The 19,487-nt window shown below is 50.8% G+C and carries 19 protein-coding genes; 8 read left to right on the forward strand and 11 right to left on the reverse strand.

The genetic code is table 11. The annotated features are described in order from the left end of the window. Positions 1–183 precede the first annotated feature (183 nt). From ACCI51_RS05510 to ACCI51_RS05525, 4 genes are all read left to right on the forward strand, one after another. Positions 184–582: a hypothetical protein gene (locus ACCI51_RS05510; protein ID WP_371842885.1), complete on the forward strand. Its 399-nt coding sequence runs from the start codon at positions 184–186 to the stop codon at positions 580–582. Positions 583–650: 68 nt separating this feature from the next. After that, entirely contained in the window at positions 651–965 is a 315-nt protein-coding gene (locus ACCI51_RS05515) for a putative signal transducing protein (protein WP_371842886.1), read from the forward strand. Positions 966–1,215: 250 nt separating this feature from the next. Then, the gene (locus tag ACCI51_RS05520; RefSeq protein WP_299581272.1) at positions 1,216–1,602 is read left to right on the forward strand and encodes a SpoIIAA family protein; all 387 of its coding nucleotides are present in this window, start codon (positions 1,216–1,218) and stop codon (positions 1,600–1,602) included. Between the two features lie 201 nt (positions 1,603–1,803). Next, positions 1,804–2,565 carry a TerC family protein gene (locus ACCI51_RS05525; RefSeq protein ID WP_371842887.1) on the forward strand — a complete coding sequence of 254 codons (762 nt, stop codon included), beginning with the start codon at positions 1,804–1,806 and terminating at the stop codon, positions 2,563–2,565. A 78-nt stretch (positions 2,566–2,643) separates the two neighbouring features. Here the strand turns inward: ACCI51_RS05525 and ACCI51_RS05530 are convergent, their stop codons facing one another. From ACCI51_RS05530 to ACCI51_RS05570, 9 genes are all read right to left on the reverse strand, one after another. Beyond that, a complete protein-coding gene (locus ACCI51_RS05530) occupies positions 2,644–3,099 on the reverse strand; it encodes a phosphate-starvation-inducible PsiE family protein (protein WP_299581276.1) in 456 nt (151 codons plus the stop codon). 70 nt (positions 3,100–3,169) lie between these two features. Continuing rightward, positions 3,170–3,775: a lipase family alpha/beta hydrolase gene (locus ACCI51_RS05535; RefSeq protein WP_371842888.1), complete on the reverse strand. Its 606-nt coding sequence runs from the start codon at positions 3,773–3,775 to the stop codon at positions 3,170–3,172. A gap of 312 nt (positions 3,776–4,087) precedes the next feature. Beyond that, positions 4,088–4,528 carry a DUF5694 domain-containing protein gene (locus ACCI51_RS05540; protein ID WP_371842889.1) on the reverse strand — a complete coding sequence of 147 codons (441 nt, stop codon included), beginning with the start codon at positions 4,526–4,528 and terminating at the stop codon, positions 4,088–4,090. Continuing rightward, the gene (locus ACCI51_RS05545; RefSeq protein ID WP_371842890.1) at positions 4,495–4,767 is read right to left on the reverse strand and encodes a hypothetical protein; all 273 of its coding nucleotides are present in this window, start codon (positions 4,765–4,767) and stop codon (positions 4,495–4,497) included. The genes ACCI51_RS05540 and ACCI51_RS05545 overlap by 34 nt, the downstream gene beginning before the upstream one ends. Positions 4,768–5,165: 398 nt before the next feature. After that, a complete protein-coding gene (locus ACCI51_RS05550) occupies positions 5,166–5,627 on the reverse strand; it encodes a YccF domain-containing protein (RefSeq protein ID WP_299581284.1) in 462 nt (153 codons plus the stop codon). Between the two features lie 296 nt (positions 5,628–5,923). Beyond that, a complete protein-coding gene (locus ACCI51_RS05555; protein ID WP_371842891.1) occupies positions 5,924–6,442 on the reverse strand; it encodes a nuclear transport factor 2 family protein in 519 nt (172 codons plus the stop codon). 340 nt (positions 6,443–6,782) lie between these two features. Then, positions 6,783–7,013: a hexameric tyrosine-coordinated heme protein gene (locus ACCI51_RS05560; protein WP_143730228.1), complete on the reverse strand. Its 231-nt coding sequence runs from the start codon at positions 7,011–7,013 to the stop codon at positions 6,783–6,785. Positions 7,014–7,091: 78 nt separating this feature from the next. After that, positions 7,092–7,469: a PH domain-containing protein gene (locus tag ACCI51_RS05565; protein WP_299581288.1), complete on the reverse strand. Its 378-nt coding sequence runs from the start codon at positions 7,467–7,469 to the stop codon at positions 7,092–7,094. Between the two features lie 160 nt (positions 7,470–7,629). Continuing rightward, positions 7,630–8,583 carry a LysR family transcriptional regulator gene (locus ACCI51_RS05570; protein WP_371842892.1) on the reverse strand — a complete coding sequence of 318 codons (954 nt, stop codon included), beginning with the start codon at positions 8,581–8,583 and terminating at the stop codon, positions 7,630–7,632. Positions 8,584–8,789: 206 nt separating this feature from the next. Here ACCI51_RS05570 and ACCI51_RS05575 point away from each other — a divergent pair, with 206 nt between their 5' ends. From ACCI51_RS05575 to ACCI51_RS05585, 3 genes are all read left to right on the forward strand, one after another. Next, positions 8,790–10,235 carry an NAD-dependent succinate-semialdehyde dehydrogenase gene (locus tag ACCI51_RS05575; RefSeq protein ID WP_371842893.1) on the forward strand — a complete coding sequence of 482 codons (1,446 nt, stop codon included), beginning with the start codon at positions 8,790–8,792 and terminating at the stop codon, positions 10,233–10,235. A 130-nt stretch (positions 10,236–10,365) separates the two neighbouring features. Next, positions 10,366–11,679, forward strand: a complete 1,314-nt coding sequence (locus ACCI51_RS05580) for an aminotransferase class III-fold pyridoxal phosphate-dependent enzyme (RefSeq protein WP_299581294.1) — start codon at positions 10,366–10,368, stop codon at positions 11,677–11,679. Positions 11,680–12,129: 450 nt separating this feature from the next. Then, entirely contained in the window at positions 12,130–12,711 is a 582-nt protein-coding gene (locus ACCI51_RS05585) for an HdeD family acid-resistance protein (RefSeq protein ID WP_299581296.1), read from the forward strand. A 182-nt stretch (positions 12,712–12,893) separates the two neighbouring features. On the opposite strand, the gene ACCI51_RS05590 is transcribed toward ACCI51_RS05585, so the two are convergent. After that, positions 12,894–15,623, reverse strand: coding sequence for a M1 family metallopeptidase (locus ACCI51_RS05590; RefSeq protein WP_371842894.1), 2,730 nt, complete (start codon positions 15,621–15,623; stop codon positions 12,894–12,896). A gap of 144 nt (positions 15,624–15,767) precedes the next feature. Then, positions 15,768–17,318: a CocE/NonD family hydrolase gene (locus ACCI51_RS05595; RefSeq protein WP_371842895.1), complete on the reverse strand. Its 1,551-nt coding sequence runs from the start codon at positions 17,316–17,318 to the stop codon at positions 15,768–15,770. A 328-nt stretch (positions 17,319–17,646) separates the two neighbouring features. Here ACCI51_RS05595 and ACCI51_RS05600 point away from each other — a divergent pair, with 328 nt between their 5' ends. Beyond that, the gene (locus ACCI51_RS05600) at positions 17,647–19,149 is read left to right on the forward strand and encodes a hypothetical protein (RefSeq protein WP_371842896.1); all 1,503 of its coding nucleotides are present in this window, start codon (positions 17,647–17,649) and stop codon (positions 19,147–19,149) included. Positions 19,150–19,487 lie beyond the last annotated feature (338 nt).

Raw genomic sequence — 19,487 nt, forward strand, 5'->3', positions numbered from 1 at the left:
AAAAAGGGCCGCAATATGAGGCCCTTTCTCCTCCCCTACCGCCCTGTCACATGTGCGCTCAATCTGGCGTGAATTATTTAGTCAGCTATACCTAAGTTATCGCCCTCTACAACCGTTTTCGGCGACAGTGTTCCTGGTTTGGGCCCTGTGCCTAAGACGTAAACCAGTTTGAGGAGAATCAGATTGAAAAGAGTCTGCCTGTGCTTCGTTATCCTAGCTGTGAGCGGAATAACACATTTACGGGCAGCGGAGGCCCCCAGGCTCGGAGAAATTGTCGGATTGGTTGGTGCCGGGCAACTGCATGCGCGGATTGTGCGTGATTCCCCGGCTCGCAACTTGATTGGTAACTGGATGGAAATCTTTGTCAGCCACGGCGATGCCGTTGAAAAAGGGCAGCTTCTGGCGGTTTACAAAAACAGTAAGGGTAGGGCGGTACTCGAATATATCGCCAGCCGCCCTGGTAGAGTGCTTATCAATAGTCGAGCGGCACTTCATTCAGTGGAAAATTTCCTGGAAATTATCACGGTACCCCATGAAGAATATTGTAATCGTGTAGATTGTACGGTTTCCGCAGTGGATTAGCGGATAACGTTTATTGAACGATTGGTGGGTGCTGGATAATCTAGGGATGGAAAGGGACACTGTACACGATGAAATTGATATACACCCATGAAAACCGCTTGTTGGTGGAATTGGCCAAAAGCCGTTTGGAAGTTGCCGGTATCCCGGTGAAGCTAAAAAATGAATTTGCTCAGGGCGCATCCGGAGAGTTGGCCCCTAATCAGGCCTGGCCGGAACTTTGGCTGGAACGAGAGCGGGATTACGAGCGCGCACACCAGTTATTACAAGACACTGAAGCCGAACAGGAGGGCTGGTCCTGTCCAGGCTGCAGCGAAGAGAACGGGGCTGCCTTTGATTACTGCTGGCAGTGTGGCAAGTCGCGTCCGGCAATAAAGGATTCATAGCATCAACTTGTCGAATTAACAATGGCAACGGGCAACGGGCAACGGGCAACGGGCAACGGGCAACGGGCAACGGGCAACGGGCAACGGGCAACGGGCAACGGGCAACGGGCAACGGCGTAGGCCAAAACCCTTAAATACCTGCATAGATGGTTCGCAAGAGCATGTTAGTGATCTTTAATTGCCGGTTGAAAGAGTGTATCCACATGTTAAATAGAAAGTATTAAAACCGGACGTGTTTGTAGGGTGATCTATGAGCGAGCAATCTCATGGTGTTTCCATTGGACTGCAACAGCATGGCAAGCATTTCTTTTTAACCCTGCGCGCTCATGGCAAGCTGACCCATGAGGATTATCAGACCATGGTGCCTATGCTGAATTCCGCCATTGCCGGTATAGAAAATCCGAAAATAGATTGCTTGATGGATGCAAGTGATCTGCAAGGCTGGGAACCTCGCGCCGCTTGGGATGACTTTAAACTGGGAGTGTCCCACGGACGCGAATTCAATCGAATTGCGGTTATATCGGATAAACGTTGGATGAAATGGGCGAGCAAGGTGGGCAGCTGGTTTATCGGTGGCGAATACAAGGTTTTTGATTCTGAGGAAACCGCCATGGCGTGGTTGCGTGAGGGAGAATAGAATAACCGTGCGGTGTGAATTGTTCACACTCCATTGAGAAAACCCCTGCGAAAACGCCGGAGAAAATACAATATTTAGGTGCCTCAGAATAATCAGTGAGATCGCTAAAAGTCCCCTGGGTGGACCTTGACTTCGCCTGAGACAGTACCGACTTTTCTATGGGCTCCCTAATAATAATAACCATTTATAAGGAATTTTTTCATGTTCGAGTGGGTAGCTAACCCGGAAGCCTGGATTGCTCTGGCTACGCTAGCGGCGTTGGAGATAGTACTGGGCATCGATAATATTATTTTTATTTCTATCCTTGTCGGGCGTCTACCGCCCAAACAGCGTGAACCAGCGCGGTTTATTGGCTTGACTCTGGCCATGGTGACTCGCTTGGGGCTACTATTTTCTATTGTCTGGATTATGGGGCTGGTAGATCCGCTATTTAGTGTGTTTGGTATGGAGATATCCGGACGCGATATTATTCTGGTTGGAGGGGGACTTTTTCTGATCGGTAAGGCGACCCATGAAATTCATAATAGCCTGGAAGGCGCCGAGACGGACGCTGCATCTCTGGGAACTGCGGCTTTTGGCATGGTTTTGTTTCAGATTGCTTTGTTGGATATCGTTTTTTCCCTAGATTCAGTAATAACCGCTGTAGGTTTGGTCGATGAAATTTCTATCATGGCGATTGCAATTGTTCTCGCAGTGATTGTTATGTTGATTGCTGCAAAACCTATTGGCGATTTTGTAGACCGTCATCCAACAGTCAAAATACTTGCGCTGGCCTTTTTGATTATGGTTGGGCTCACCTTGGTGGTAGAAGGTTTTGATGTGCATGTGCCCAAAGGCTATATCTATTTTGCTATGGCGTTCTCTATGGCCGTGGAAATTCTTAACTTACGCTTTCGTGGGAAAAAAGCACGCAAGACTGCACCGGTGCAGTTGCACCATGCGTTACGTGAGGAGCGCGAATAAATGATAGACAGAAGATCTAAGCAGGAGGAGCAATAGCCTATTGTTCCTCCCTTTCTCGGTTGGTAGGGTAATACAATATTAATAATTACTTCTCTTAGATTTTAGTATCAGGTAGGTCAATCCTAGTGCCAGAGTTGCTGCAGCAAGTCCTATAATTTCCGTCGCGCTTACTTTATCCAGATCCAAAATAATAAATTTACGCGCAAGTGCTAAGATGGCAATCAATACCACAACGGTGGTTTGAATAATACTTTGTTGTCTGGTGACTACATACTGGAGAGTGTGGCTGAATTCCAAGGCGATCAGTAGCGTAATGATCTCACCAAAGATCGTTTGAAAAACTTTATGATCCAGCGGATCTTTCATGCCTACCAATAACATGGAATACACTGAATAGGCTAGTCGAGTAATGGCCACCACTACGATAATAATAATAATGATAGTCAGCAGAAGGGCGATAAAGCTTTCAAACTTACGGTAATAACTATGAACGGCGCTTGCCGACTTGATCGTTTCTTTTTCCGAATCACTCATCGCTAATTCTCAAAATGAAAGTCTTGGATGTCTCAAGAAAAATATGAACCTAATCTGGCGCCGTATAAAGCTATATGGAATCAGCCATCCCAGTAATGACTTCTTTTTTTGTCAGGGAGATAACCTTACTGCTGATTGGCATCAATCTGTGCAAAATAACAGGCACCTCGTAAGAAATGCCAAGTCCCAGTTGTGCGCTACTGTGTGGCATTATAGTGACATCGTATTTTGTCCAGATGGAGACTGGATTTGTCTGGTCGAGTAGGTGAATTGACTTATTTAGGGCACACAAGAATTCACTGCCAATACGCAATTGCTTGCCCCCCTTGTATGGTAGAAAGTTAGCCCAGTAACTACCGTGGTGGGGAGATGCAATAGAAATAAATTTGTGTACCTTACGTATTCCACTCATCGACTGTAGGTAATAACGCGCTACTATTCCTCCCATGCTGAAGCCCACTAGTGTGCAGGTCTCGCCCGTAATAAGCAGTTTCTCTATTTTTGCCATGAGTTGAGCGGAAAGATGTTCCATGCCATGCCAGCCGGAGTTATATCGTAAATGGATATACTGGGCGTTAAAGCCGGCATTAGAAAGCGCGCGTTGCATTCTTAAAAGACAGGTACCCCGATCAAAAATCCCAGGAATCAATAAAACCGTGTGACTTTTACGATTCATCGTATGACATGTTTTGAATGGTTTAAAATGAGGTTGAGATGATTATCGATATTAGCCCAAGAACCTTGCTAAAGAGTGTAGTCTGGTGAGCCTCTTTCAGGAAAAATCTGTACTTAACGGCGCTCTATCGGCGGGTAATACACGCCGATAGAGATTAAGGAGCACTGGGCGGTTTACTAATCCTCAACATCCCATAATATATACAGGCAAAAGATATTGAGTAACCTTACAGAGCTATATACGACGTATTCCACTTGGAAAAACCGCAACTATTTAGCGTTAAAGGTAGGGTTTAACGTCCCAGGATTGGCGTTACAAATCCGTGGTTAGTTGGATTTTCAAAATGGCGGTATCGCCAGAGCCTGCAATGGCTATTACCTTGGTTCCTGGTTGTGCTTTGGCCTGAATATTGGCATACATTCGGAAGTTTCTGTGCCACCAGCTAGCGGAGGCGTCGGCTCCGGCAAAGGCTTCTCCAGTATTAATATCGTTGTTCATAAGGTATAGATTCATGTTCTTTCGGTCTTCAGTGGGGTCGTTATCCAGCTGAAGCAAAGTTTTTAACGGTAGTGTTTTGTGGCGTTCGCCGGTTTCTTTACTAAAATTCTTTAAAAACTCGTCGTTACTGGCCTTCCTTTCCGGTTCAAATTTTTCCATGTGTGCCATAAGCGCCTCGCCATTCCAATGTACTTCTCTTTCGTCATGGCATAAAACTGCGTTTAGGCCGGCTTTCTTGGCAATACGAAATCCCAATTGTTCTTTTCATTAATTGCCAATTGATGCTTCCCGGCAAGATAAGAGATAAATTTCTTATTGATCTTTCCTTGCTGAGATGGATCGCACTCCAGCATTACATGGGTAGGTGATTGATTGGCAAGTTTACTGGTAAGTTCTTCTAAGTAGTCCTGATTTTCAGGAGATAGCACGTCGATAAATTCTGACTTGACGTAACCCCGTCCAGGATTAGAAAAATGAAAGGTACCAAAAAGCATTATCTGAGCTTTCTGATTAATTTTTTCCTTCTTGAGCAGAGTGACTGTTTGCGGACAAGCTTGTGCTGCTGAGTATTAAGATAAGGGTGTAGGTAGTAAGTATTTTAATACCTTTCGTTATTTTAAAGTATTTTATGTGGGATTTTATTTTCTTGATGCAGGCTCTCTACAGCTGTTGCTAGTTTCGATATCTAGAAAAATCCCTGGATAATAAGGGTCAGAGTTACTACTTGGCCCTTTCCAAATTAAATGATCGGCTGAAAAGCGTCGAAATTAGAAATCGCTAAACTCCCAATATGTTCTTAAGGCGAACTCCATTCCAATACCCTTCCTGGTGGACTCGCTTCTCTGTGGACTTGCAGTTCGGGGCCTTTTAAGCCCCTCTATCTCTGGCGGGACTACATACTACCGCGCATTTGGGAAACAGTAGCATTAGCATTACGCATTCTTGCCGCTTGTGCCACTTCCTTATCTACAACGGTCTTTCCTATCGGAGATAAAGAAATACCGGCAAGCTTCAGGTGTTGAATGCCAAACGGAATGCCAATGATGGTGATAAAACAGGCAATTGCATGGACCAAATGACCAATTGCCAGCCAAATTCCAGCGAATAGGAACCAAATGATATTGCCTATCAAGCCGAATCCACTGGTACCTATGTCCTCATTTAAGGTGAGCTCCTTGCGGGAAATGGCTTCATGTCCAAAGGGAAAGAATGAGAGTTTGCCCATTACAAAACAGGCCCTTCCCCAGGGAATCCCGACAATGCTGATAAAGGCAATAAGAGCAAAAAACCACCAGCAGAGGCCCATAAAGATCCCGCCGAGAATAAACCATAAAAAATTACCAAGTGTGCGCATATTGATCTCCTATTGAGCTGTTATAGGGCACTTATACAGATAGCGTTTGCTTACCAAGACGAACATTGACGTTGGCGGTTTCCCAAAGAACAGTATCAATACCCTTTTGCTAGATCCATACAACTGTGACGTGTTAGGGGGCCTCAATAGATGCATTAGGGCAAATATTTTGTTTGATCGCAACAGGTGAGACTGGCTTGTCGGTTTGATTCTTCAGGCATCTTTGAGGCAATAGGAGGTGCTGCCTTGGCGGGCGTTCAATAAGAGTAGGATCTATCTTTAGAAATTTGAGTGGGTTATGGAATTAATTCGTTCGCAGGCGCATTGATATCGAGCAAGCGTCTACATTGGCCCTTACCAATAATTGGTAATTGGTTATCCAGAAACCCCATCTGCTTAAGCACAGTTGCCTGATCCCAGTAGATATGTTCAGAGCTGATTTTATCGACTTCAAAAGAGATAATCGCAACTTGGGGAATAGATAATTTTCTTCCGGTAGCCTCAATACCGGGAGCGAACCAGTCCATACGCAGAGAGTGTGTCAAATGCAGAATAAACTCATCGATAACTCTGTGTTCGCCAACAGTGCGAGTCAATAATTCCAATTCAACGTCGGGCGGCATCTGTGGAATAAAAATATCCCGATAAAAATGCCGTAGTGGTTCCCTGCCTGTTGCGCCGGTATTGACCGGTACATGGATTAGAACTGGGTTGTTGGTCATGGTCGCGATGGCAGCATCCGCATCTTTTAGCTCAAACTCGGCTGCTTTATGGGTCTCCAAGACATTAACTAGCCGTTCTTCCCATTTTTTCATAGCTATTTCCCGTCTGGATTCTGTATAGAATGGTGACCACTTGCAGAATAATAAGCTTGAGTAGGCGTCCCCATCTCCAGGTTGATAAAAATGTCGGAGTTAGGCGTTATTTGCCGTTTGTATGAATAAGCTCATTAGCAATATAGATTGAAATGGTGGGGATATTGATGTTTCTTGAAGTTTAGTGTGAATTCGATTGAGTAAGAGATCAGGTAGTACGCGCCTAATTAAGGCGTATCTAGCGTTGATACCCTTCGAAATCGGTAGTAATTGGGGCGCTTTACAGAGCGGTAAGCATTTGGGTGACTTAAAACGCTACTGCAAAGCGCATCTATACCCTTTAGCTGCGCCAGTAGTTATTGGCGGCAGCGACAGTCTGAAAGTTGATGGCAACTACCTGGGAAGAGGCGATCAAGCTGTCTGCGTTTTCTTCGTAGGAAGATCTCAGCTTGCCTCTTACCTCATCCGAAGGTTGAGTATACTTTACCCCCATTCTAGATAGTTTCATCGCCAGCTCAAAACCTTGCTGGGCATTTTCGGTGATCAAGCTTTCCAACCACATATGTGACATGAACTTCCCTCTCTTATCTTAAGTATCTATGGCGGGCCAAATATACCTTCCCGCAGCAACAATTGAAAACCAAAAATCCTATGCCAGCACATACTTGCTGATATGTTGGTTAAATTGAATAAGGTCAAAAGATCCCTTAATTTCAAATTTAATCTTGCCCACCTCGCCGAGATAAACCTCGATTTCGCAATCCAAGTCGAAGGTGCCAGCGCTCTCCACAGAAAACGCCTGTATTTTGCTATAGGGTAGTGATGTGTAGTCAACCTTTGAGCCAGTCAGGCCTTGTACATTGGCTGAAATTATTCTTTTGTTTGTAAAAACAACCTGATCCCGTATGGTTTTGAATCCGGCAAAAATAAATTCTTCTTCAATCAAAAATCGATTAAATTCATCTCTGGCCTCTGAAACTTCAATGGGCTTGAGTTTAAATATCGGTGAATTTTTAAAGTCGATCATCTCTCTACCGTGTCAATCATTGATTAAGGTATTATTTTATACATAATCCACGGTTATATCAGGTTATATATCCAGGATAGATTGAATACGTCAAGATTTGATGCCGGCGCTATTGTTTCACTATGATCTAACCGGCTTTCAGCCCTAGGTGAATGCTTCTCTACTCAGCGTTTGATTGCTGCAGTGAATCAGTTGGATTTCTAATGACCAGTCCCGCTAAGAACAGCTTTACTGCGGGGTGTTCGGTTGAGCTTTTTTTAAAAGTGGCAGCATTTTGAATTCGGTAGTGAAAGCGTTCGGCTAACAGCGGGACCAGATCACCGGTCTCTACATATTTCTGCGCAAGATACTCCGGCAGGAATCCAACAAAACAGCCCGATAGGATCATCGCGAGTCTCGCTGCCATGTGGTTGGCCGTGGAGCGATGAGGGAAGAGGCGGTAGAGGTGGGCGGCACCGGAAAGTACGGCGTGACTGGGGGCGGCGAGTTCCTGTTGTGTCAGTAATTCCTCGCTAACCCGATCGGCTTTGGCGCAGGGGTGATCGGCGCCACAATAGAGGATGGAACGGTGTTGGAATAACGGCTGATATTCCAACCCAGGCCGACGGGCGTGCAGCGGGTTGATACCCACATCGGCGCGGTCGGCGAGTATCTCTAATTCCAGCTCCTGAGGCGCGGCCAGTTGAACTTCCAGGTGCAGCTGTGGAGCCTGTTGTCTCAGGCGGGCAATGGACGCTGGCAGGTCTAACTGTGGGATATCGAGTACATCATCGGGCAACACCAGACGCAGGGTGCCGGTAAGGTGGGATTGAATAGCATTCACCTGGCTTTTGAAGGCCTCCAGGTGCCCGTCCAACTCCAGAATGGCCTGATAGACGGCCTCTCCTTCGGGTGTCAGTTTAAAATCGGCACGACCTCGAGAGCGCAGGCACAGTTGCATGCCCAGGCGGGCTTCCAGGTCGGAGATATGCACACTGATGGTAGAGCGCCCAATATTGAGTGTGACTTCCGCCGGGGCCAGTCCCCCGGCGCGCACGACTTCGCGAAAAACCCGCAACAGGCGCAGGTCTATGTCACTGAGGCGCCCGCCCAAGGCGCTTTTTGATTTGCCCATTTGCCGACTTTTCCCGTGTTTTCTCTGGTTTTTTGCCGTAGCTTAATCCCTGCTGGCAAAGGTGGAGTGAAAGTGTTCACACCTCTTTTCACGTAAGTTTGATAAATATAAACTTTAGTTCGAAAAATACTACTATTCTCCCCGGTCTGCGGCGGCCAGAATCGCCGCAATACCACTAATAACCTCTAATTATCAGGAGTTTTCCGGTGAAACTGGCGAATCCAAACCTGTTGAAGTCCCAGAACTATATCGATGGCGAGTGGCGGGATGCTGCGGGCACTGCAGAAGTGCGCGATCCGGCTAATGGTGAAGTATTGGGCTGTGTGGCCGATGGTTCTGCCGCAGATGCAGAGGCGGCTGTGGTCGCGGCCAGTAACGCTTTCCCCGAGTGGAGCCGCCGCACTGCTGGCGAACGCGCGGCGATTCTCAAGCGTTGGTATCAGTTGATTGTGGATAACAGCGACGATTTGGCGCGCATTCTTACCTTGGAGCAGGGCAAACCCTTGGCGGAAGCCAAGGGTGAGATTTTGTATGGCGCCTCTTTTATTGAGTGGTTCGCCGAGGAATGTCGCCGCGCCTATGGCCAAACGATTCCCACCCATAACCCGGCCATGCGCCTCAGCACTATTCGTCAACCGGTAGGAGTTGTGTCCTGTATAACGCCGTGGAACTTCCCCAACGCCATGATCACCCGCAAGGCGGCCCCGGCTCTGGCCGCAGGCTGTACCGTAGTGATCAAACCGGCGCTGGAAACCCCGTTATCCGCGCTGGCGCTGTGCCAGCTGGCGGAAGAGGCGGGCCTGCCTAAAGGTACCATTAATGTGGTGACGGGCAGTGATTCGCCGGGGATAGGCAAGGTATTGACCCAGGATCCGCGTGTAGCCAAATTCACTTTCACCGGCTCTACCGCTGTGGGCAAACTGCTGATGGCGCAGTGCGCCAGCACCGTAAAGAAGATGTCCATGGAGCTAGGGGGTAACGCCCCGTTTATCGTATTTGACGATGCGGATATGGATACCGCGGTACAGGCTTGCGTGGCCACTAAGTTCCGCAATGCCGGCCAGGTCTGTGTGGCCACTAACCGCATCTATGTACACGAGTCGGTACACGATGCATTTGTGCAAAAACTGCGTGCCGAGGTGGCGGCGCTGAAAATCGGCCACGGCACCGAAGACGGCATTACCATGGGCCCGATGATTTATCGCCGTGCGGTGGATCGTGTACAGGGCCTGGTACAGGACGCGGTGGAAGCAGGGGCGAAAATCGAAATCGGTGGTGAACCGCTGCCGAATGGAGAAAACTATTTTGCGCCCACGCTGCTCACCGGCGTCACCGATGCTATGCGAGTCGCTCAGGAAGAAAATTTTGGCCCCATCGCGGCGGTGCAGAAGTTCACCGATGAGGCCGATGTGATTCGCCGGGCCAACGATACACCCTACGGTTTGGCCGCCTATGTGATGAGCGAGAATATTCGCCGCGCACACCGCGTGGTAGAGGCGCTGGAATACGGCATGATTGCCTGTAATACCGGCGTTTTCTCAACCACTGTGGCGCCTTTTGGCGGTAACAAGGAATCCGGCATCGGCCGCGAAGGTGGCGTCGAGGGAATGGCGGAATTCTACGAGACCAAATACTGCTGCCTCGGAGTTTGATCTACGGGTCCGAACGGTAGTGCCACGCGCTTGTCTGAATTTGGACAAGCGCCCGAACAGATGCGCGGGAGCTATTGGCTCCCATGCCTAAATACTTTTAAATTTCAGGGAACTTGCGGAGATACAGTCCATGTCAGAGATGCCAACGAACGCTTTCTGGATGCCCTTTACCCCCAATCGCACTTTTAAATCTGCGCCGCGAATTGTCGAAAGTGCAGAGGGGATTTACCTTACCGAAAAAGGTGGACGCCAGATTATTGATGCTACCGCCGGCCTTTGGTGTAGTAATGCCGGTCACGGTCGCACCGAGATTGCCGAGGCAATTTATCAGCAGGCGAAGACCCTAGACTACAGCTCCATTTTTAATTTTGGCCACGAGCTGGGTTTTGAATATTCCGAACGCTTGGTGAAGCATACTCCAGACGGTCTCGACCATGTATTTTTCGGTAACTCCGGTTCCGAGGCGGTAGAGACGGCACTGAAAATCGCTCTGCAATATCAGCGTGTGCGTGGCAAGGGCACTCGCACTATGTTTATCGGCCGCGAGAAGGGTTACCACGGGGTAAACTTCGGTGGTATTTCCGTGGGTGGCATCGCGCCGAATTACCAGGGCTTTGGCCAGCCGGTGAAAGCCAACCATATGCGTCACACCCTGGATATCGAGCGCAATGCTTTCAGCCGCGGCCTGCCGGAGCACGGTGTCGAGTTGGCGGAAGACCTGGAGCGCTTGGTGGCCTTCCACGGTGCGGACCAGATAGCTGCGGTAATTGTTGAACCGTTTGCCGGAGCCGGTGGCGTGGTACTGCCTCCGAAAGGCTACCTCAAGCGTCTGCGCGAAATCTGTGACAAGCACGATCTGCTGCTGATTTTCGATGAAGTCATCTCCGGCTGGGGCCGTACCGGTTCTGCATTCGGCGCCATCGAATTCGATGTCACTCCAGATATGATTACTTCTGCCAAGGGCATCACCAATGCGGCGGTACCCTTGAGTGCGGTCTTTGTGAAGGATGCAATCCACAACACCATCATGGATGCGGCTGCAGAGGGCATGGTGGAATTTTTCCACGGTTACACTTATTCCGCGCACCCGGTTGCCTGTGCAGCGGGTATGGCGACTCTGGATATTTATGAGCGCGAAGGTCTGCTCACTCGTGCATCGGGTGAAATTGGCCAGCACTGGGAAAATGCTCTGCACAGCCTGGCGGATATGGACAACGTCATCGATGTGCGCAACTACGGCTTGGTCGGCGCGATCGAACTGCGTGCGCCGGAAAATCTGAAGGGTAAATTTGGAGCCAAGGCATCTGGTATGGCTTGGGAGGCTGGAGTGATGGCGCGTGGTATCGGCGATGCCCTGTGTATGTCCCCACCGCTGATTATCGAGAAACACGAGATTGATGCGATTGTGGATAAGCTGCGCGGTGTGATCGGCAGCTTGGCTTGATCCACCCTTCCTGCCGGCAACCCTAGGGCTGCCGGTTTTCCTTGCACAGTTTTATCTCTATTTACCCCCACCAATTCCACCGGGATTTTTCCCCGCTGCATCTCTCCGCATGCCCTTTTGCGCGGCTGCAGAGTGGTGCTCTCAATCTGTCGGTTGTGGCTACACTGGAAATAGCGGCCTGCGGCACGACCGGAGTCATTGCAGAGTCGACTATTTGGTCGCGCTCGTGGGCCGCCTCTTATCGAGCTTGCCAGTTCCGGCTCTACCCTCAGACCTTGCCCCGATAAAACCGGGTGGAATTATCCTCGATACAATTTTGCAGTTAATACGGCAAAAAAAATCCCCGTACGTTCTCTTTTTTGGGGTTTACCGAGGAAAATTCCTGACAAGCTGGAAGTCTGTGCGTTCTGGCGCTTAACTTAATGGAGATAGTTCACTCGGCGACGGCTTATGTCCACAGATACCTCCGCTCTTCCCTCCGGTCCTATATTACGAGTGCTCTCCGCCAATTGGTGGCTGTTGTTGCTGCGAGGCCTTATCGCGGTGATTTTCGGGGTACTCACTTTTATCTGGCCGGGATTATCGCTGCTTACTCTGGTTTTTCTCTTTGGAATCTACGCCCTGCTCGATGGAATATTTTCTCTGGTGGCGGCGGTGATGGGGCGCCACGAGAGCAATCCTTTGTGGTGGTTGATCGTGTCCGGATTAATCAGCTTGGCCGCGGGGATCGTGACCTTTATGTTCCCCCAGGTAACTGCGCTGGTACTGGTGATTTTTATTGGTGCCTGGGCTTTGGTACGGGGAATTTTTGAAATTGTCGGGGCGATTCGACTGCGCAAGGAAATCGACAACGAGTGGCTGCTGATTGCTATCGGTGTGCTTTCGGTTATTTTTGGTGTTGCGATATTAGTGAGTCCCGGAGCCGGTGCCCTGGCATTGGTCTGGGTAATTGGGGCCTATGCGATTATCTTCGGCTTGCCCATGATCTGGCTGGCGTTTCGTCTGCGCAAACATAAAAGCAGCGAGTCGTGAGGGCGAGACAAGTCGGAAGATTGGGGGGGAGTTAAAGGTATTGGCGCCCTCAAAAGTGTCTATTTGTGAGGGCCAGCGAGAAAAATAACCTTGGAGTTTTAGACTGCACGCATGTGAATTTTCGGCTTTTTTGGGGCCGGAGGAGGGCACTCCTCCCCCTGCCCAGACAAATAATTACAGCCTTATTTTTTCGCCAAGTCTACCGACTGCGGTAGAGACTGCATCAGTGATTGTCCCCTTTGTTTTAATGCCATACACAACTGAATACGCTCCTCGGTTTGCGCTAGGCTGCGCCGGTAGCCGGGGGCCAGCTTTCCGTGCTTGGCAAATAGTTGCTGCAGTTCATCCAGACGCTGCTTATCGCAAAACGCATTGGCGAATGCGGGGGTGCGGCGGCGAACTTGTGCGGGAATCTTATCCACCACTTTGCCAAAATTAGTCTGCAGCCAGCGCCAGTGTTGCGCCTGCACCAGGGGCTGGGCCAGAGCGTACTGGATAAGGCCAAAGGATTCGCGCGGGCCCATCTCTTTACTGAGTGCCAATGCCTGGACTGTCTCCACCTGCTCGGGGCTGTTGCTGCTGCCGATAGCACTGGCGCTGGCATTTTCAAAGCGTGGATCATCCAGTTCGCCGCGCACCTGAATGAGGTGCTTGAGGAAATCTCCACTGGCGTCCTGCACTGCCACAGTCAGAGCCGGGCCATACAGGTCGGAGTTCAGTGCCTCTGGATTGCGCTCGGTTTTGAAGCCGGTAAAGGCAAAGGCCTTTGCCATTAGTTGTTTGCGCGTATCCGGGTCTTCCGCGACCAGGGCCATAAAGCCTAGTAGGTCGCTGTGCAGCATCTGTTGGTCGGCATCACTGCCGCCAGCGCTGCGGTTGATCAGCGGTAGGTAGAGATTCTGAGCGAAGTTCAGGAAGGCTAGGCGCTGGCTCTCGTCCAGGTAGCTATCGCGATACTTGCGCAGGTAGCGCAGGGGCATGGCGATCACTTGGCGCTTGTCCGCCCTCGCGGATTGGCGCACCACGTCGAGTAACCGGGGAGCGGATAATGTGCCGGCCTCAAAGGCGGCAAAAGCGCTGTCGATAATAGAGAGCTGCTCGGTTGGGGCAAATAGGGCGAAGCGCTCTGTGAGGGCTTGCCACTGGGGTTCGGGCAGGTTCCAGCGGTAGTAGCCGCTGCCCTGGGCATTGGGCATGACCCAGTTGGGGCAGCTGCCCGAGGCAATCTCCAGAGTTTCCTCCTTTCCGGTGAGGATCTGGCACTGTTGCGCGCCGCCATCTCGACTAAAACAGAAGGGAATGCTCCACGGCTGGCCGGTCTCGGTGATGGGGGAGCCGAGGGGTTGGTAGCGGCTCTGCATGATGTGCAGTTTTGCCTGGGCTGGATCGCTGCAGTTCAGGGACAGTTCAAGCTGCGGTACGCCTTTTTGCTCCACAAAGCTGCGGAAGGTTTCCGTCAGTTCCGGGGTATTGGTCTCCTCGCCAATCACTTTGTAGAAAGAGGGGGAATCGGCTTCGCCACCACGAAAAGCTTCGAGGTAGCGGCCTAGGGCCGGGCGGAAGCGTTCGGCGCCGAAATAGCTATCCACCATATGGATCACGCCGAGACTCTTGGAGTAGGTGATGGCGTCGTAGGCGTTGCGAATATTGTTGTTGTCGCTCACCGGCTCGCGGATGGCGCGGGTGCTGGCGAGGGAGTCGAGCTGCATGGCGCCGATGGCGTAAGTTGCGGCATTCAGGTCGTGGCCCTCATCGGGCTCCATAATGGTCAACGCCAGTGGCTCGCCCCAGGTGGCAAAGCCCTCTTTCAGCCACAGGTCATCCCACCAGGGCGGAGTCACCTGGTTGCCAAACCACATATGGGCGATTTCGTGGGCATGCACTTCCACTAAAGCCAGGCGGGCGCCGGGAGCGGGGTTATCACCTACAAGAATACGCTGCTCGCGATAGGTGATGGCGGCGGACAACTCGGTGGCGCCGCTGGGCCATTGGGGCGCGGCGATAATATCGAGTTTCTTGAAAGGGTAGGGGCGCTGTAATTGGGTCTCGAAGGTCTCCACCATTTTGGGGGTGATATCGAGGATGTAATTCATATCCGCACCGCGGCCCCGGCGCGCGAAACCGCGCAAGGGGATAGGTTCCGCGCGGTATTGGCTCGGTGGTATGGCCGCGCGCTCCACAATATCGAAGGGGCCGACCGACAGGGAGAGCAGGTAGGTGGACATGGGCGGAGTGGTGGCGAAAGTGACTTTCTCCATGCCATCCTGCCTGGGTTCGCGCTTCAGTTCCGGACCATTGCTGATGGCGGCGTAGCCCTCGGGTACGGTGAGGCTGATGGTGAAAGGTGCTTTGAGGCCGGGCTCATCGAAGCCGGGTAGGTATTTGCGCGCTTGGATCGACTCTGATTTGGCCAGGGCATAGGCATCGTCCTGCTCCTCTACCTTGAACAGGCCCGCCAAATTGCGATCGAAATCGGCCGCATAATCGATGTGCAGGGTGAAATTACCCGCCGGTAGCGGCTCGGCGAATTCAATCGCGGCGACCCCGCTATCGAGGACCTCTCGATAGGAGCCTCCCACCTTGCGTCCGTCCGCCAGTAGCGCGCTGGCTTCACCCACCGCCAAATTTTTGCCGTGCAGCCAGATATGCTTGGCGGTCTGGTCGAGCTGGATGTCGATGGCGACACGGCCACTGAAGCCGTCCTTGCGCGGGTCCAGGATCAAGTCCAGGCGGTAGGCTGTGGGTTTTACACCCTCGGGTAACTTGCCTTCGGGGGCCGTACCGTGATCCAGTGGGGCTGTCTGGGCGCTTACTTCCGAATCAATTTCTTGCGGGGCCTTTTCCGCCGGGTTGCACCCGGCCACGGACAGCAGCGCCGCAGTCAGCAGGGCGAACGATATCGTCTTGTTCATAGGGTGAGGGTACTCGGCCAAAAAAAAGCCATTGTAACGCTTTGGTGAAAAATTACGCGCGTCACCCTTTCGGGGTTAACAAGGATGGTGGAGAGGGGGAGCCCGGCAGGTCCTGCCGGGCTTTGAATTGAGCAGAGGGATGGTTTACAGGTGCGGCACGGTCAGGCTGGAGACCTTGCTGCTGCTGTAAGGCACCGTGATGGTGTAGTTGGTGTTGTCTGGTTTCTTGTAGACCGGGCCCTGAGTATCGATGGCCATTACCACGCGGTGGCCGGCGGGCACATCGTAGCTGGTGGTGAACAGCTCAAGTTCGATTTTTTGCTTTTTGCCGGGCTCATCGGTGCGTACAGTGATCGGTGCGTGGGTGATAAGGCGACCAAGGCCGAAGAAGTTAACATCGTAGAGGTGGACATTCAGCTGTACTTCCTTCTCACTGGGCTCTATCCACATTTCCAGTTTGGGCGCTCCTCGGACTTTCAGGGTTTCTGACTGTCTCGGTGACTTGTATTCGATGGCATAGTAGCCGTTGATCGCCATCATGGGTGCGTACACCGGAATACCGAAACCTTCCAGGGCATCGGAGATCAAGGGGATACCAGTACCGGCAAAGGTGTCCCAGCCTCCATGGAATTCATTGCTCCAGCTCCAGCCATCGTATTTGTCACTCTCCATACTACCGCTGTTAAACATGGTGAAACGCGGTTGTAGATACCAGGTGGTGCTCTCTTGGGTTACAGGATAGTCATCATAGTGCTCCAGCTTGTTGCTGATACGCACAGTCATATCTACCTTCGGCTCGCGGTTGATGCCGTTGTCTTCACCCTTCAGGTGGTGATCGAACCAGCGGAAGCTAGTGGACCAGATATGTCCATTGTTTCCAGAGAGGGTTTCGGTAATGGCGTGGGTGCCCGGATTCAGTAGCAGCTTTTTGGGGCCCTCCAGCAGGGAGTAAAAGTCTGTCATGCTGTTAGGTTTAAACAGGTAGTCGGCGAAATTATTCGACACGAGTACCGCGGTGCCGTTTTCGTTCAGTTGATCGATATAGCTGATGGCTGAACGTTTGGCACCGAACTCGATAACCTGTTCCAGGTTTTGGCCGCTGCGTAGATCACTCCAGATCTGCTCTAGCTCGGCTTCTTTATCGAAGGCGGTAGTAACGAGCAAACTTCCCCAAACCAGGTTAACGGTTTCATTGGGATAGAGGGCTTCAACCACATCGGCCCAACCGGAAAGAGCGGTAACCGCATCAATGCGTGGGTCCTGTGCGGCGCTCAACAGGGAGATGCCGCCACCATAGGAAATTCCGGCCATGCCCAACTTACCCACCGAATAATTGGTTTCGAGCCAATCAATCAGTACACCCACATCGGCAATGCTATTTTCTCCGGCTACGTCTACCAGGCCATCTGAGTGTCCGAATCCGCGGGTGGAGTAACTCAATACTAGATAGCCATTCTCCGCGAGCTCCTTGGCCTGAAAATGGTACTGACGCTTCTCAAGGCCCCAGCTATTGGTGAAGATGACTGTCGGATAGCCTTCTGCCGGTGCAGGGGTTTCCGGCACGAATAGGTTGGCATCGAGCACGGTTCCATCAAAAGAGGTGATATCCAGGTTGGAGATATATTCTGGTGCCGACCAGGCATGGGCTGACATCATGGCACTGCCGAGCAGCGCCAGTAGTGGAGCAGTTTTCATTTTTTTTCTCTCATCAAAGCAAATTATTTTTATTGTTTGACCCGGTGTAACACATTGGTCAACTGCGCAATATATAGAAGCCCGCCGTGTATTTGTATGCTGTTTGGTTAAAAAATGAGACGCTTGTCTCGTTGTTTGTCGCTGACCGCTTTAGGTCTTTGGGTCGGGTTTTTGATACAAGTCTGTCCCGCTGGTCACATAAAACCCACCTAAAAAGTTCTTTTCTTATTCATGTTGCTCTTTTTTTGATCAGAAAAAACCGGTAGTGTGTCGCCTCTAGGGTTTGGCTATGGAAGGCTTTGGCAACAATGACTTGGTGGCCTGAACTATGGTTTCTCGCTCAGCTGTTTTTTTAGTATTTTTCTTCGGTTTTTTATTATCGGCCAATGCCGCTCCCCGCTATCTCGGCGAGGAGATCTGGTATGAGGTGGAAAGTAAGAATTTTCGGGTAATTACCGATGGCGATCCCAACGCGGTAAAAACCCTGGTGGCCGATCTGGAGCGTTATCGTGCGGTCGCTATCAAGCTACTGGATGTCGATCCCGATATTCCCAAGCTCACAGTCTATGCAGCGGGTGATCGCGATACCTATGCGGGCCTGGTGGGTGCCGAGTTAGCCGATATGACCAACGGCCTCTTTGATACCTCGGCCGAGGGTAGTTATGCCCTGGTTAATTTAGATGGCCGCAGCGTTGAAAAACAGCTCAAGGCCCGTGAGTTTCTTTTCCACGAGTACACCCACTTCCTCAGTTACAACGGTAACACCACTCACTTCCCCTATTGGTATAGTGAGGGCTTTGCTGAATTTATGGCGACGATGTCCTTTCCAAAAAAAGGCCGCTATGAGCTGGGTGAAATTCCCCAGGAGCGCGCTAGGACGCTGATGTATGCCGGTTTGATGCCCCTGGATCAGTTGCTGCGTGCAACGGTTTACAACACCGACGCCGAAGAGAAGGCCGATGTCTATGCCAGCGGTTGGCTGCTATCCCACTGGTTGATGATGGAGGGCAACAAGGCGGAGGAGTTTAAGCAGTTCGTCGATGACTACAACGATGGTGCCGATCCGGTGAAGTCATTGGAGAAAGCTCTGGGGATGTCAGTGGATGAGCTAGAGCAAGAATATGTAGCTGCTTTCGATTCCGGTGAGTATGAGGTGGTTAGTGGTGAAGTGCCCGCTAATTTCAAGGAGATCACTCCTGAGGTCAAGCGCCTGCGCAAGCGTGAAGCGGTAAATGTGCTGGCGAATTTTATTGCCCAGTCTGGTTACAACCTACAAGCACTGGATGACCTGATCACCTATTCCTATCACACCGGGATCTACAGTACAGAACTGGCGGCGATTAAAGCGAGTGCAGACCTGCGTATAGGGGATTTTCCTCAGGCCAGCCACCTGCTTGCCAGTGTGCCGCGCAAAGACCGTCAGCAACCTTGGTACCTGAGTGCCCACGCCTGGTTGACAGTTAATCAGCAGGCGACAGTACCGAACGATACCCGCGATTTACGCAGCCTGAAAAAAGCCCGCGATGAATTTGATTACTTAGTGAAGAAAGAACCACAGAATGCTTCCCATTGGTTTGGTTTGGCTATGGCAATGGAAATGCTGAACTACCCCCGCGAGGAGTATCTCTCTAATTTGGAGCAGGCCTATATCCGAGCGCCGCGGGAGCTACATATTGCCCAATGGCTAGCGGAAGAGTTGTATCAACAAAAAAATGCGGAATATTTTGCACGGGTTGCAAAGCCGCTGATGTTCGAACTCCCGGATGAGGAGGAGAATAAACAAATAAAAATGAGATTGGCAGAGCTACAGGGCAAACCTAAATCTAGCTAATAACAATAAGAGGCTCGCACAATAACAGAGGGTCTGTCACTTAGTGTAAGAGACAACCTATAGTCGCCATCGTATATTTGCCCGGCAATTTGATTTGCTGGGCTTTTTTATGCCCGGAAGCAAAAGCTGGTACGATTTCCTTATACTGTTGTAATGGTGAGTGTCCCTGGGTAGAGCGCGCACCGGTTAATTCCGGCTTCCTTAACCTGGCAATGTCATTTGTCTATGCATTGTTATCCATGCCGGCACTAGGCTGGTACTAGCATGTACTGGTGCAGCCTTAACCTGCTGACGATGGTGTTTGCCGGGTTAAGAACCATAAAAATTACGCGTAAATT

The organism is Microbulbifer echini (assembly GCF_041447225.1).
GTDB classification, from domain to species: domain Bacteria; phylum Pseudomonadota; class Gammaproteobacteria; order Pseudomonadales; family Cellvibrionaceae; genus Microbulbifer; species Microbulbifer echini.